Origin of the sequence: Streptococcus oralis (genome assembly GCF_003943395.1) — a bacterium.
In the GTDB taxonomy this organism is placed as follows: domain Bacteria; phylum Bacillota; class Bacilli; order Lactobacillales; family Streptococcaceae; genus Streptococcus; species Streptococcus oralis_BF.
In genome coordinates this window covers 17,473-31,775 of record NZ_RJPJ01000010.1, presented here as the reverse complement: position 1 = coordinate 31,775, position 14,303 = coordinate 17,473, and the positions used below count along the sequence as shown (strand labels likewise).

Below are 14,303 nucleotides of genomic sequence, written 5' to 3'. Positions count from 1 at the left end.
TCGAGGGTTTAAAATCCTGTCACCGTAATTCCGAGCAGGCGGATGCCTTTCTCTTTTTCGGCTAGTTCTTCGTAAAGTTGAAGGGCGGTTTGAGAAATCTGACTAGCGTCCTGTGTTGCTTGTGAGAGGCTTTTCCGCCTAGTTAGAGTGGAGAAGTCAGCGTAACGAATCTTTAGGATAATGATTTTTCCAGCTTTGTCTTGTTTGCTGAGATTGTGAGCTACTTTTTCAGATAGAAGAGTCAGCTCTTTTTTGATGTCCTCTTCAGCCTGGAGAATCTTTCCATAGGTTTTTTCCTTGCCGATGGACTTACGAATGCGATTGGACTTGACCGGTGAGTTATGAATGCCTCTGGCCTTTCGATAAAGATCAAAACCGAGTCTGCCAAACCGATCGATTAAAGTGACTTCTGAGACATCCAATAAGTCTGCGCCAGTATAAATGCCCATTTCATGAAGCCTTTCCACTGTTTTCTTGCCCACGCCATGAAATTTAGCTATGTCCATTTGTTTGAGAAAGTCTTGGGCCTGATCTGGGAGGATAACTGTCAAACCATGTGGCTTTTGATAATCACTGGCCATTTTAGCTAAAAATTTATTGTAAGAAACGCCTGCAGAAGCAGTCAGGTGCAGCTCCTGCCAGATATCTTGTTGAATGAGACGAGCTATTTTGACAGCTGACTTGATACCGAGTTTATTTTCCGTCACATCCAAGTAGGCTTCGTCAATACTCATAGGTTCAATCAAATCAGTATAGCGTTTAAAAATAGCTCGAATCTCAAGTCCCACAGTTTTGTATTTTTCATAATTTCCCGAGATAAAGACGGCTTGAGGACAACGCTCATAAGCTTCTTTAGAACTCATGGCTGAATGAACACCAAAAGCTCGCGCCTCGTAGCTACAAGTAGACACAACTCCCCGTCCGCCTGTTTGTCTGGGATCGCTCCCAATAACGACAGGTTTTCCTTTTAACTTAGGATTGTCTCTTATTTCCACCGCAGCAAAAAAGGCATCCATGTCGATATGGATGATTTTTCTGGACAAATCATTAATCAATGGAAATATGAGCATTTTGCTTCCTTTCTAGTGTCATTTTCTATTTATTATACCCTTTTTTCTGAAAAAATGGGAAAGAGTACTCATTTTTTCAAATATATAATACAGATTGAACCGATAAACAGGCTGTATTAGAAAAGAAAGTGATAAAAAAGCCTTTTTTCGCTTGTTGAAATCGGTTACTGTATGGTATACTGGTCTCATGAATGTAACAGATGACTGTTACTAGAAAGAAAAATGAGGACATTAACATGGTTGTTAAGACAGTTGTTGAAGCACAAGACATTTTTGACAAAGCTTGGGAAGGCTTCAAAGGCGTAGATTGGAAAGAAAAAGCAAGCGTTTCTCGCTTCGTTCAAGCTAACTACACACCTTACGATGGAGATGAAAGCTTCCTTGCTGGACCAACAGAACGTTCACTTCACATTAAAAAGATTGTAGAAGAGACAAAAGCTCACTACGAAGAAACTCGTTTCCCAATGGACACTCGTCCAACATCTATTGCTGATATCCCTGCAGGATTTATCGACAAAGAAAACGAAGTTATCTTCGGTATCCAAAACGATGAACTCTTCAAATTGAACTTCATGCCAAAAGGTGGTATCCGTATGGCTGAAACTACTTTGAAAGAAAATGGATACGAACCAGATCCAGCTGTTCACGAAATCTTTACTAAATACGTAACAACAGTTAACGACGGTATTTTCCGTGCCTACACTTCAAACATTCGTCGTGCTCGTCACGCTCACACTGTAACTGGTCTTCCAGATGCCTACTCACGTGGACGTATCATCGGTGTTTACGCACGTCTTGCTCTTTACGGTGCAGACTATTTGATGCAAGAAAAAGTAAACGACTGGAATGCAATTAAAGAAATTGATGAAGAAACAATCCGTCTTCGTGAAGAAGTAAACCTTCAATACCAAGCATTGCAACAAGTTGTTCGCTTGGGTGACCTTTACGGAGTTGACGTCCGCAAACCAGCGATGAACACGAAAGAAGCAATCCAATGGGTTAACATCGCCTTCATGGCTGTTTGCCGTGTTATCAACGGTGCTGCAACATCTCTAGGACGTGTGCCAATCGTACTTGATATCTTTGCAGAACGTGACCTTGCTCGTGGTACATTTACTGAATCAGAAATCCAAGAATTTGTTGATGATTTCGTTATGAAACTTCGTACAGTTAAATTTGCTCGTACAAAAGCTTATGACCAATTGTACTCAGGTGACCCAACCTTCATCACCACTTCTATGGCTGGTATGGGTAACGACGGTCGTCACCGTGTTACTAAGATGGACTACCGTTTCTTGAACACTCTTGACAACATCGGTAACTCTCCAGAGCCAAACTTGACAGTTCTTTGGACTGACAAATTGCCTTACAACTTCCGTCGCTACTGTATGCACATGAGCCACAAACACTCTTCTATCCAATACGAAGGTGTAACAACAATGGCTAAAGACGGATACGGAGAAATGAGCTGTATCTCATGCTGTGTGTCACCACTTGACCCAGAAAACGAAGATCAACGCCACAACATCCAGTACTTCGGTGCTCGTGTAAACGTTCTTAAAGCCCTTCTTACTGGTTTGAACGGTGGTTACGACGATGTTCACAAAGACTACAAAGTATTTGACATCGATCCTATCCGTGACGAAGTTCTTGAATTCGAATCAGTTAAAGCGAACTTTGAAAAATCTCTTGACTGGTTGACTGACACTTACGTAGATGCTTTGAACATCATCCACTATATGACTGACAAGTACAACTACGAAGCTGTTCAAATGGCCTTCTTGCCAACTAAACAACGTGCCAACATGGGATTCGGTATCTGTGGATTTGCTAACACTGTTGATACATTGTCAGCGATTAAATACGCTACTGTTAAACCAATCCGTGATGAAGATGGATACATCTACGATTACGAAACAATCGGTGAATACCCACGTTGGGGTGAAGATGACCCACGTTCAAACGAATTGGCAGAATGGTTGATCGAAGCTTATACAACTCGTCTACGTAGCCACAAACTTTACAAAGACGCAGAAGCTACAGTATCACTCTTGACAATCACATCTAACGTTGCTTACTCTAAACAAACTGGTAACTCACCAGTCCACAAAGGTGTATACCTCAACGAAGATGGTTCTGTGAACTTGTCTAAACTTGAATTCTTCTCACCAGGTGCGAACCCATCTAACAAAGCTAAAGGTGGATGGTTGCAAAACTTGAACTCACTTGCTAGCCTTGACTTTGGTTACGCAGCTGACGGTATCTCATTGACAACTCAAGTTTCTCCACGTGCTCTTGGTAAGACTCGTGACGAACAAGTTGATAACTTGGTAACAATCCTTGATGGTTACTTCGAAAACGGTGGACAACACGTTAACTTGAACGTTATGGACTTGAACGATGTTTACGAAAAGATCATGTCAGGTGAAGACGTTATCGTACGTATCTCTGGATACTGTGTAAACACTAAATACCTCACTCCAGAACAAAAAACTGAATTGACACAACGTGTCTTCCATGAAGTTCTTTCAATGGATGACGCATTGAGTTAAGATTCAATTAGAATGAAAAGAAAGCTAGTCTATAGGACTGGCTTTTTTGTGTACTTACATTATCTATTCAATACTTCAAAAATTTTTAAAAAAAATAGTCAAATTTGGTCAAAAAAACTGTTGACTTTTACTGACCAATGTGATATAGTAGAAACATAAGGAAAATGAATTCCTTAGAAAACTTCATTTTCAATGATCCTATTTCTTGAAAATGTATGATAGATACCCTAGAAAGGGGTGAGGCCTATGTTAAATCTAACAGACTTTGAAAAGAAGATTATAGAGGGCTTATGTAAAAAAGAAAAACCAGAAATTATACGTAGGGTAGCTAGTTAGCTAGTCTAAAATTTTTAAAACAAAGGTCAAAGATAGTCAATATCAGAGATCGCATATAATTAAGAATAAACGAGGTAAAGAATATGAACAACAACTTTAATAACTTTAACAACATGGATGATTTATTTAACCAATTGATGGGTGGTATGCGAGGATACAGTTCTGAGAATCGTCGCTACTTGATTAATGGACGTGAAGTGACACCTGAGGAATTTGCTCACTATCGTGCAACTGGTCAATTGCCAGGAAATGCAGAATCTGATGCGCAAATGCAACAACACGCTTCAGGTATGAAACAAGACGGTGTCCTTGCTAAACTAGGTCGAAACTTGACCGCAGAAGCTCGTGAGGGCAAGTTGGATCCTGTTATCGGACGAAACAAGGAAATTCAAGAAACATCTGAAATCCTCTCACGTCGTACCAAGAACAATCCTGTTTTGGTCGGAGATGCAGGTGTTGGTAAGACCGCAGTTGTCGAAGGCCTAGCACAAGCAATTGTGAACGGAGATGTTCCAGCTGCTATTAAGAACAAGGAAATTATTTCTATTGATATCTCAGGTCTTGAGGCTGGTACTCAATACCGTGGTAGCTTTGAAGAAAACGTTCAAAACTTAGTCAATGAAGTGAAAGAAGCAGGAAATATTATCCTCTTCTTTGATGAAATTCACCAAATCCTTGGCGCTGGCTCAATCGGTGGAGATAGTGGTTCTAAAGGTCTTGCAGATATTCTCAAACCAGCTCTCTCTCGTGGTGAGTTGACAGTTATTGGGGCAACGACTCAAGACGAATATCGTAACACCATCTTGAAAAATGCAGCTCTTGCTCGTCGTTTCAACGAAGTGAAGGTCAATGCTCCTTCAGCAGAGGATACCTTTAAAATCCTTCAAGGAATTCGTGACCTCTATCAACAACACCACAATGTTATCTTGCCAGACGAAGTCTTGAAAGCAGCAGTGGATTATTCGATTCAATACATTCCACAACGCAGCTTGCCAGATAAGGCTATCGACCTTGTCGATGTAACGGCAGCTCACTTGGCAGCTCAACATCCTGTAACAGATGTTCATGCTGTTGAACGAGAAATCGAGGCAGAAAAAGACAAGCAAGAAAAAGCAGTTGAAGCAGAAGACTTTGAAGCAGCTCTCAATGCTAAAACACGTATTGCAGAATTAGAAAAGAAAGTCGAAAACCACACAGAAGACATGAAAGTGACTGCAAGCATTAACGATGTGGCTGAATCTGTGGAACGAATGACTGGTATTCCAGTGTCACAAATGGGAGCATCCGACATCGAACGTTTGAAAGATATGGCTCATCGTTTGGAACACAAGGTGATTGGCCAAGATAAGGCAGTAGAAGCAGTGGCTCGTGCTATCCGTCGTAACCGTGCAGGATTTGATGAAGGCAATCGCCCAATCGGTAGCTTCCTCTTTGTAGGTCCTACTGGAGTTGGTAAGACGGAGCTTGCTAAGCAATTGGCGCTCGATATGTTTGGTACTAAGGACGCCATCATTCGTTTGGATATGTCTGAATATAGTGATCGCACAGCTGTATCTAAGTTGATCGGTACAACAGCAGGTTATGTGGGTTATGATGACAATAGCAATACCTTGACAGAACGTGTTCGTCGCAATCCATACTCTATCATTCTCTTGGACGAAATTGAAAAGGCTGATCCTCAAGTAATCACCCTTCTCCTCCAAGTCTTGGATGATGGTCGTTTGACTGATGGTCAAGGAAATACAGTGAACTTTAAGAACACGGTCATTATCGCGACATCAAATGCTGGATTTGGCTATGAAGCTAACTTGACAGAAGATGCGGACAAACCAGAATTGATGGATCGTTTGAAACCATTCTTCCGTCCAGAGTTCCTTAACCGCTTTAACGCAGTTATCGAGTTCTCACATTTGAATAAGGAAAACCTTTCTAAGATTGTGGACTTGATGTTGGCTGAAGTCAACCAAACCTTGGCTAAGAAAGACATTGATTTGGAAGTCAGCCAAGCAGCTAAGGACTTTATCACAGAAGAAGGCTATGACGAAGTTATGGGTGTTCGTCCTCTCCGTCGCGTGGTTGAACAACAAATCCGTGACAAGGTAACAGATTTCCACTTGGATAACCTTGATGCTAAACATCTGGAAGCAGATATGGAAGATGGCGTTTTGGTCATTCGTGAAAAAGCCTAACTCAAGATTTTGAGAAAAAAATAAGGAACTAGCTAATAAGCTGGTTCCTTTATTTGTTTAGATGACATGACGCTCAAAGGCATCATCTGATATTCCTTGTTCCAGGATGAGTTTCGCCCATTCTTTAGCTGAAAAGAGGCTGTGGTCCTTGTAGTTTCCGCAAGATTCGATGGTTGTTCCAGGGACATCTTCCCAAGTAGTAGTTTCAGCGATTTCCTTGAGCGAATCCTTGATAACAGCTGCAATTTCAGCACTGGTATGGCGACCCCACATAATCATGTGGAAGCCTGTACGGCAACCAAATGGCGAACAGTCAATCATACCGTCGATTCGAGTACGGATGAGTTTGGCCAAGAGGTGTTCGATAGTGTGAAGCCCAGCAGTAGGGATAGAGTCCTCATTTGGCTGTACCAAGCGAATATCAAAGTTGGAGATGACATCTCCTTTTGGCCCTGTTTCTTCCCCAATCAAGCGAACATAGGGTGCTTTAACAATGGTGTGGTCAAGTTCAAAACTTTCAACAATAACTTCTTTTGACATGGTCGTTCCTTTCAGTTTTCTTCTTTCATTATATCATAAAGGGTGCTCTTGATGGAGTTTGATAAATGACTTTTTGAGACTAGCGTTATAATAAAGTCTCCATACATAAACCTCAGAATTATAAAGAAAGAATGGAGAGAAGAATACCTTGTGAAAGAAAAGTTTAGTTTTTCTAGTGGGACTAAGGTGACTTTTGAAAAGTGGATTAACTTTTTCTGAAATTTCTGTTTAATCTCTGAACTAATTCTGAACTAGATTGGATATACTGGAGAAAATAAAGATAAAGGAGTTCAGTATGGAACATATGGTGAAAATAGAAGGAGTCTGCAAAAAGCATGGCAGCAAGCAGATTTTAGAAGATATTTCTTTTACAGCTAGAAGCGGTCGGATTACAGCCTTTCTGGGTCCAAATGGTGCAGGGAAAAGTTCGACCTTGAGGATTCTTTTGGGGTTAGATCGGATGACAGCAGGGACGGCGACTTTTGATGGGCAAACCTATCAGTCAATGACTTATCCGCTCAGAACGGTAGGTGCAGCCTTTGATGGCATTGGCGGTCTGCCAAATCGCAAGGTCTATGACCACCTGCGAATTATTGCGGCGAGCAATGCTATTCCCAAGTCTCGGATTGATGATGTTTTGGAGATGACTGGAATCGCTCATAAGAGAAAGGACGTCCTGTCGAGCCTGTCTCTAGGGGAAGGTCAACGCTTGGGTTTGGCAGCAGCTTTGCTGGGTGATCCTCAGTTTCTTATATTAGATGAGCCGACTAATGGACTGGATCCAAGTGGGATTAAGTGGTTTAGAAAGTTCATCCGTCAGCAGGCTGATTTAGGGAAAACGGTACTTCTATCTTCTCATATCCTATCAGAGGTGCAAATGGTGACAGATGATGTAGTCTTGATTCATCATGGGCGTATTGTTAAGCATGGGCGATTGGAAGAGGTGCTGCAAGATTCAGACAGTCTAGAAGATCTCTTCTTTGATTTGACAGAGGAGGTTTAAGATGAAAGAAACGATGTCCTTATTGCATTCAGAATGGTTGAAAATCCGCTCAACCAAGGCTTTCAGAGTGAGTATGGCCTTCATGCTGCTCTTGGTGCCTGCCGTATCTTGGCTGGAGGGTCGACAGTATTTGTTTATTGGCTTGACTGCCACACCTGAGACGGTTCCCGGTCTGGCAGAAGCCATTGACCCGCTGGAATATCTAGGCCTCAATGGGGCCTCAATGGCAGGTATGGTTTTGGTCATCTTAGCTGGAATTTTGGGAGCTATGGAATTTCAGTCTCATAGCTTGAGAACCAGTCTCTTGACCTGTAATAACCGCCTGAAGTTGCTTGTGGGGAAACTCATGACCTTTGCTTGCTTTTCTCTTGCCGCTAGCTTTTTATCGATCTACTTTAGTTATATGGTCATGCACCTGGCTTTAGGAAAGGAAGGGCTTGATCCGATTCTGCTCAATCAGGCAGCTTGGAGTCTGATTTTGTGGAAAACCTTATCTCTGACCTTATTGGGAATCCTTTCGTTTTTGTTAGGTTTATTGGCTCGGACCATGCTAGTTCCTCTGCTTTTTCTCGTACCCCAAATCTATAATCTGGGAAACTACCTGGCAGCTCACACGAGTTGGGGAGCTTATCTGCCACAGCCAGCAGGAGAGTTGTTTGCTGCAACGCCAACTTCCCAATATGCTAACAATCCCTTGCAAGGGCTCTTGATACTAGTTGCATGGTTGCTAATCATCGGCGGCATGGCCTCTCTGCGCTTTTTGAAGACGGATTTAGGAGGGCGCTACTGATGATCAAAGCTCTGCTTAAAAGTGAATGGATTAAGTTCCGTTCTTACTATCTCGCTCTTGGTGCCGCCTTGGCGGCTCTGGTAGTCGTTCCATTTTTTCTGATGAATCTTGACTACAGTCAGACAGCAGTTGGCCAGACAAAGGCTCTGAGTGAAGCTCTGCATGCTCTCTATCTGGCGCAGCCTGTCATCGTCATCTTTACTTCCCTCTATTTTGCCCAGGAGTTTGTCAAGTCTGGGATGCGAACGAATTTTCTAACCGTATCAAATAGAAAGGCTTGGTTGGCTGGGAAATTCCTTTTTCTGGTCTTGCTGCTCTTGGTTCTCTACAGTATCATGATAGGCAGCTGTTTTTTTGTTATGCTGGCTCGTTTTGACCTAGACTTTAGCTGGTCCTTGCTGGGGAAATTCCTTTATTACAGCTCTTTTGGTCTTCTCAGCAATCTTTTTCTGGCTTTTTTAGCTGCCGGCCTCGCTTTGCTCTTTCAATCTTGGGTTGTGCCAGTGTCGGTGCTCTTTCCTCTCTTGATTGGTCTCAGCCGTTTATTGGCAACGTTCATCAAGGAGGCAAAGTACCTGCCCGATCTGGCTACCCTAAATCTTTTTGACTATGAAGGGCTTCAGCAGTCAATAGATCTATCAGGGCTGGGAATACAGCTGTTATGGTTAGCTTTAGTTTGGAGCTCTGCTATATTTTTAACCTTGAAACGAGATGTTCGCTAGAGGTATGCTATAATGGAATTCATGAGACAGTATCGTATTTTGGTGGTTGATGACGACCGGAGCATTTTGAAACTGGTGAAAAACGTCCTAGAGCTCGATGCTTATGATGTGACGACGCTTGATTGGATAGAAGAGCTAGAGCTGACACATTTTGTCGGATATGACTTGATTCTGCTGGATGTGATGATGGAGCCTGTTAATGGTTTTGAGCTGTGTTCCTACATTCGTCCTCATCTTTCGTGTCCAATCATCTTTCTGACGGCTAAGGAATTGGAGGCGGATAAGGTGGAAGGACTCTTTCGCGGAGCAGATGACTATATTGTCAAGCCTTTTGGAACCAAAGAATTGCTGGCGCGTGTCAGAGCTCATCTTCGGAGGGAGGAAAGACGTGAGGAGCGATATTCTGAAATTGCTTCTTGTCAATTTTATCCAGAGCGCTATGAAGTTACCTGTTTTGGTAAAGTCTTGAAATTTTCAGAGCGAGAGTTTAAATTGCTGCATTTACTAGCTAGCAATCCCAAGCAGACCTTTTCAGCTGAACACCTGCATATCTTGCTTTACCCAGAAAGTTCAGAAACACAGCTTCGATCCATCTCAGAATACGTATATCAGATTCGTCAAAAATGCAAACAAGAAGGGCTGCAAGCAATCGCAACAGTGAGAGGAGTAGGCTATAGATGGCAATTAGAACCCGAAATTTCAAAAGCCTAGTCTGGACAACCAGTTTAAAAATCGTCTTTTTTCATGTTTTGATTTTTGTGCTTATAGGCTATGAATTTACGCAAGGAAGTGATTACGTTCTTTTCACCTTGCTCTTTTGGGCAGGGAGCTTGCTGCTGATTACTTTTTATCATATTTTGAAATTGCTCCGAAAAATCGACAGGGAAATAAAAATGCTAAAGAGTGAGAAGCTTTTAGAAGAAAATCAAAGCCAGTTTTTTCGGATTGAGGAAATGCTAGAAGTCTATAGCGATTTACGGATCAGCCACCAAGAAAATGCTCGTCTTCTAGAAAGAGAGCAGCAGCATAATCAGGAGTTGATTTTACAGCTATCAGCGACATCGCACGATTTGAAGACGCCCCTAACTGTGATTAAGGGGAATGCTGAGCTATTGGAGTTGGCGCGGTTGGGCCAACCACAGGCAGATTATGCTGCTGAAATTTTGCAGGCCAGTCACAAGATGGAAGAGTATTGTGGCTCTTTGATTGATTACGCTAAGACTTTTCAGATTGATTCTAATAAGTTCAGTCAGCTTTCCTTAGGGGACTTTTTGGCTGATCTACAGGACGACTGGGCACTGTTTAGCAAACAGGAAAGCTATTGTTTTTATCTCCAAGAAGATTGTGATCTTAGTCTGATTTTGTCGATTCATTTGGACTATCTCAAACGGGCTTTGCTCAATATTTTACTGAATGCGCTTGAACATGCTGACCCGGATCAAAAGGAAGTGAAGCTGATGGTATCAGTGCAGCAGGATCAGTTGGTTTTTGCTATCTGGAACAACGGCCCTGCATTTTCAGAGGAGATGCTGCGGGGAGCGGAACAGCTCTTTTATCAGAGTGATCAAAGCCGCAATTCAGCTAATCCCCATCATGGAATCGGCTTAGCCTTTTCTAAGCAGGTAGCTCTCTTGCATGGTGGTCGTCTGACCCTGTTCAATCCAGACCAAGGAGGAGCCACTGTCGAGTTGGCAATTTCATTGAAATAAATGAGGATGAAAAAATCATAAAAACGCATAATATCAAGTGTTCAAAAGCCTTGATATTATGCGTTTTATCTTTTATCATGTAAAGATTTACTGGATTTTTACTCAAATTGAGTTTTATCCAGCCTCGTTTAATTATTTCCGATACAAGCGATCGTATTGGTAGTAAGGATCAAAGGTTACGTTGATACCTAGCTTGCGAAGGACATTCTTGTCTTCGTCTGTTAAGATGATGGTTGAGTGGGCTTCGCTTCCTTTGAGGTTACCAAGTTCCTTCATTGCGCGCGCAGCATCAGGATTTTCCATAGCTGTAATGGCAAGAGCAATCAGGATTTCATTTGAATGCAGGCGTGGATTGCGGCTACCTAGATGATTGATTTTAAGGCCTTGGATTGGTTTGACAACTTCTGGTTCAATCAATTTTACTTCCTTGTCGATAGCAGCAGATTTCTTGATAGCATTGATCAAGGCAGCAGCTGTAGGGCCAAAGAGTTCTGAGTTCTTACCAGTGACAATGTCGCCAGATGGCAATTCGAGAGCCAGAGCAGGTCCACCAGTTTCTTCTGCTTTTTGGCGTGCAGCAACAGCAACCTTACGGTCTGCAGGTGTGATACCGAGGTCGTTCATGAGCAACTCGATTTTCTTGACAGCAGATTCGCCAACTTTTTCGGCTTTGAAATCAAGGACTGTTTGATAGTAACGGCGAATGATTTCTTGTTTTGAAGCTTCGATAGCAGACTCATTATCTGTAATAGCAAAACCAACCATGTTGACACCCATGTCTGTCGGTGAAGCGTATGGAGACTCTCCTAGGATACGTTCCAACATGCGCTTAAGCACTGGGAAAATTTCGATATCACGGTTGTAGTTGACAGTGGTTTCTCCGTAGGTTTGGAGATGGAAAGGGTCAATCATGTTGACATCGTCAAGGTCAGCTGTGGCAGCCTCGTAGGCCAAATTGACTGGATGATGAAGGGGCAGGTTCCAGACTGGGAAAGTTTCAAACTTAGCGTAACCAGACTTGATACCATTGATTTGGTCGTGGTACATGTTGGACATACAAGTGGCCAATTTTCCAGAACCTGGTCCAGGAGCTGTTACGACGATCAAGTTGCGACTGGTTTTGATATAGTCGTTTTTCCCCATACCTTCAGGAGAAATGATGTGATCCATATCAGTTGGATATCCTTTGATTGGATAATGAAGATAAGAATCAATTCCGTTTTTCTCAAGTTGATTTCGGAAGGCATCTGCAGCGGGTTGTCCAGCGTACTGTGTGATGACAACGGAGCCAACAAAAATTCCCAGCTCATTGAATTTGTCAATCAAACGAAGAACTTCTTGGTCATAGGAAATGCCTAAGTCACCTCGTGCTTTGGAATGTTCGATGTTGCTTGCGTTAATGGCGATAACAACTTCAACTTGCTCTTTCAATTCTTGCAAGAGCTTGATTTTATTGTCAGGCTCATAACCAGGAAGAACGCGAGCAGCGTGGAAATCTTCTAACATTTTGCCGCCAAACTCCAAATAGAGCTTGCCGTCAAATTGGTTGATGCGCTCCAAAATGTGGTCGCGTTGCAGATTTAAATATTGTTCAGAACTAAAAGCTTGTTTTTTCATTTTTTTACCTCTGACCTCCATTATAATAAAAAATTGGAAGATAGGAAACTATAAAGATAAAAAAGAAATCAAAAAGATTAGGCAAACGCTTGCACTAACTTTTAAAAAGCGCTATCATAGACTGTAGAATATTAAAATAATGAGGTAAGAAGATGCAAGAAAAATGGTGGCACAATGCCGTAGTCTATCAAGTCTATCCAAAGAGTTTTATGGATAGTAATGGAGATGGAATTGGTGATTTGCCAGGAATTACGAGTAAGTTAGACTATCTAGCCAAGCTAGGAATCACAGCAATTTGGCTTTCTCCCGTTTATGACAGTCCTATGGATGATAATGGTTATGATATTGCTGATTATCAAGCGATTGCTGCTATTTTCGGAACCATGGAGGACATGGACCAACTGATTGCAGAAGCTAAGAAACGTGATATTCGAATTATCATGGACTTGGTGGTCAATCATACCTCAGATGAACATGCCTGGTTTGTAGAGGCCTGTGAAAATCCTGACAGCCCTGAGCGAGATTACTATATCTGGCGGGATGAACCAAACGATCTTGATTCTATCTTTAGTGGGTCTGCTTGGGAATATGATGAAAAGTCAAGCCAATACTATCTCCACTTTTTCAGCAAGAAACAGCCGGATCTCAACTGGGAAAATGAAAAACTTCGCCAGAAAATTTACGAGATGATGAACTTCTGGATTGATAAAGGAATTGGTGGTTTCCGTATGGATGTCATTGACATGATTGGGAAAATTCCTGATGAGAAAGTAGTCAATAACGGTCCTATGCTCCATCCCTATCTCAAGGAAATGAATCAGGCAACTTTTGGGGATAAAGATCTCTTGACAGTGGGAGAAACTTGGGGGGCGACACCAGAAATTGCCAAACTCTACTCTGATCCAAAGGGTCAAGAATTGTCTATGGTCTTCCAGTTTGAGCATATCTGTCTTCAGTATCAGGAAGGGCAATCTAAGTGGCACTATCAAAAAGAACTGAATATTGCTAAGTTGAAAGAAATCTTCAACAAATGGCAGACAGAGTTAGGTGTTGAGGATGGCTGGAATTCCCTCTTCTGGAACAATCATGACCTCCCTCGTATCATCTCTATCTGGGGAAATGACCAAGAATACCGTGAAAAATCTGCTAAAGCCTTTGCAATCCTGCTTCATCTCATGAGAGGGACACCTTATATCTACCAGGGTGAGGAGATTGGGATGACCAATTATCCTTTTGAAACACTGGATCAGGTAGAAGACATTGAATCTCTCAACTATGCGCGTGAGGCTCTTGAAAAAGGTGTTCCGATGGAAGAGATTATGGATAGTATCCGTGTCATCGGACGTGATAATGCCCGTACCCCGATGCAATGGGATGAGAGTAAAAATGCTGGCTTCTCAACAGGTCAACCTTGGTTGGCAGTTAATCCAAACTATCAAGCAATCAATGTTCAAGAAGCACTGGCAAATCCAGATTCTATTTTCTATACCTATCAGAAGCTGGTTCAGATCCGTAAGGAAAATAGCTGGCTGATTCGAGCTGACTTTGGACTACTTGATACGGCTGACAAGGTCTTTGCCTATATCCGCAAGGACGGAGACCGTCGTTTCCTAGTCGTGGCTAATTTGTCCAATGAAAAACAAGATTTTTCGGTAGAAGGAAAAGTGAAATCTGTCTTGATTGAAAATACTGTGGCTCAAGAAGCAGTTGAGGAACAAGCTTTGGCGCCATGGGATGCCTTCTGTGTGGAAATGACTGACTGAAATGAGAGAACC

At 42.2% G+C, this 14,303-nt stretch carries 11 protein-coding genes; 8 read left to right on the top strand and 3 right to left on the bottom strand.

Annotation, left to right across the window (positions count from 1 at the left end):
- Positions 1 to 8: 8 nt before the first annotated feature.
- Positions 9 to 1,070 (bottom strand): DNA polymerase IV, encoded by a 1,062-nt coding sequence (dinB, locus tag D8802_RS08200; RefSeq protein ID WP_125395482.1) that lies wholly within the window; start codon positions 1,068 to 1,070, stop codon positions 9 to 11.
- A gap of 236 nt (positions 1,071 to 1,306) precedes the next feature.
- Here dinB and pflB point away from each other — a divergent pair, with 236 nt between their 5' ends.
- Positions 1,307 to 3,622 (top strand): formate C-acetyltransferase, encoded by a 2,316-nt coding sequence (gene pflB, locus D8802_RS08195; protein ID WP_125395511.1) that lies wholly within the window; start codon positions 1,307 to 1,309, stop codon positions 3,620 to 3,622.
- Between the two features lie 419 nt (positions 3,623 to 4,041).
- Positions 4,042 to 6,147 carry an ATP-dependent Clp protease ATP-binding subunit gene (locus D8802_RS08190; protein ID WP_125395481.1) on the top strand — a complete coding sequence of 702 codons (2,106 nt, stop codon included), beginning with the start codon at positions 4,042 to 4,044 and terminating at the stop codon, positions 6,145 to 6,147.
- Between the two features lie 57 nt (positions 6,148 to 6,204).
- On the opposite strand, the gene D8802_RS08185 is transcribed toward D8802_RS08190, so the two are convergent.
- Positions 6,205 to 6,687: an S-ribosylhomocysteine lyase gene (locus D8802_RS08185; RefSeq protein ID WP_000032557.1), complete on the bottom strand. Its 483-nt coding sequence runs from the start codon at positions 6,685 to 6,687 to the stop codon at positions 6,205 to 6,207.
- Positions 6,688 to 6,982: 295 nt separating this feature from the next.
- On the opposite strand from D8802_RS08185, the gene D8802_RS08180 reads away from it, so the two are divergent.
- Genes D8802_RS08180 through D8802_RS08160 form a run of 5 tightly spaced genes read left to right on the top strand, consistent with a single transcriptional unit; the run spans position 6,983 to position 10,911 of the window.
- Complete coding sequence (locus tag D8802_RS08180) at positions 6,983 to 7,690, top strand: ABC transporter ATP-binding protein (RefSeq protein WP_125395480.1); 708 nt, start codon at positions 6,983 to 6,985, stop codon at positions 7,688 to 7,690.
- 1 nt (position 7,691) lies between these two features.
- A complete protein-coding gene (locus D8802_RS08175; protein ID WP_125395479.1) occupies positions 7,692 to 8,480 on the top strand; it encodes a lantibiotic ABC transporter permease in 789 nt (262 codons plus the stop codon).
- Positions 8,480 to 9,202, top strand: coding sequence for a lantibiotic ABC transporter permease (locus tag D8802_RS08170; protein ID WP_125395478.1), 723 nt, complete (start codon positions 8,480 to 8,482; stop codon positions 9,200 to 9,202). Before D8802_RS08175 ends, D8802_RS08170 begins: the two co-directional genes overlap by 1 nt.
- Before the next feature lie 12 nt (positions 9,203 to 9,214).
- The gene (locus D8802_RS08165) at positions 9,215 to 9,913 is read left to right on the top strand and encodes a response regulator transcription factor (protein ID WP_125395477.1); all 699 of its coding nucleotides are present in this window, start codon (positions 9,215 to 9,217) and stop codon (positions 9,911 to 9,913) included.
- Positions 9,880 to 10,911 (top strand): sensor histidine kinase, encoded by a 1,032-nt coding sequence (locus D8802_RS08160; RefSeq protein WP_125395476.1) that lies wholly within the window; start codon positions 9,880 to 9,882, stop codon positions 10,909 to 10,911. The genes D8802_RS08165 and D8802_RS08160 overlap by 34 nt, the downstream gene beginning before the upstream one ends.
- A gap of 132 nt (positions 10,912 to 11,043) precedes the next feature.
- Here D8802_RS08160 and D8802_RS08155 read toward each other — a convergent pair whose 3' ends face one another.
- Entirely contained in the window at positions 11,044 to 12,528 is a 1,485-nt protein-coding gene (locus D8802_RS08155; RefSeq protein WP_125395475.1) for a DUF1846 domain-containing protein, read from the bottom strand.
- 152 nt (positions 12,529 to 12,680) lie between these two features.
- Here D8802_RS08155 and D8802_RS08150 point away from each other — a divergent pair, with 152 nt between their 5' ends.
- Positions 12,681 to 14,291, top strand: a complete 1,611-nt coding sequence (locus D8802_RS08150; protein ID WP_125395474.1) for a glycoside hydrolase family 13 protein — start codon at positions 12,681 to 12,683, stop codon at positions 14,289 to 14,291.
- Positions 14,292 to 14,303: the final 12 nt, after the last annotated feature.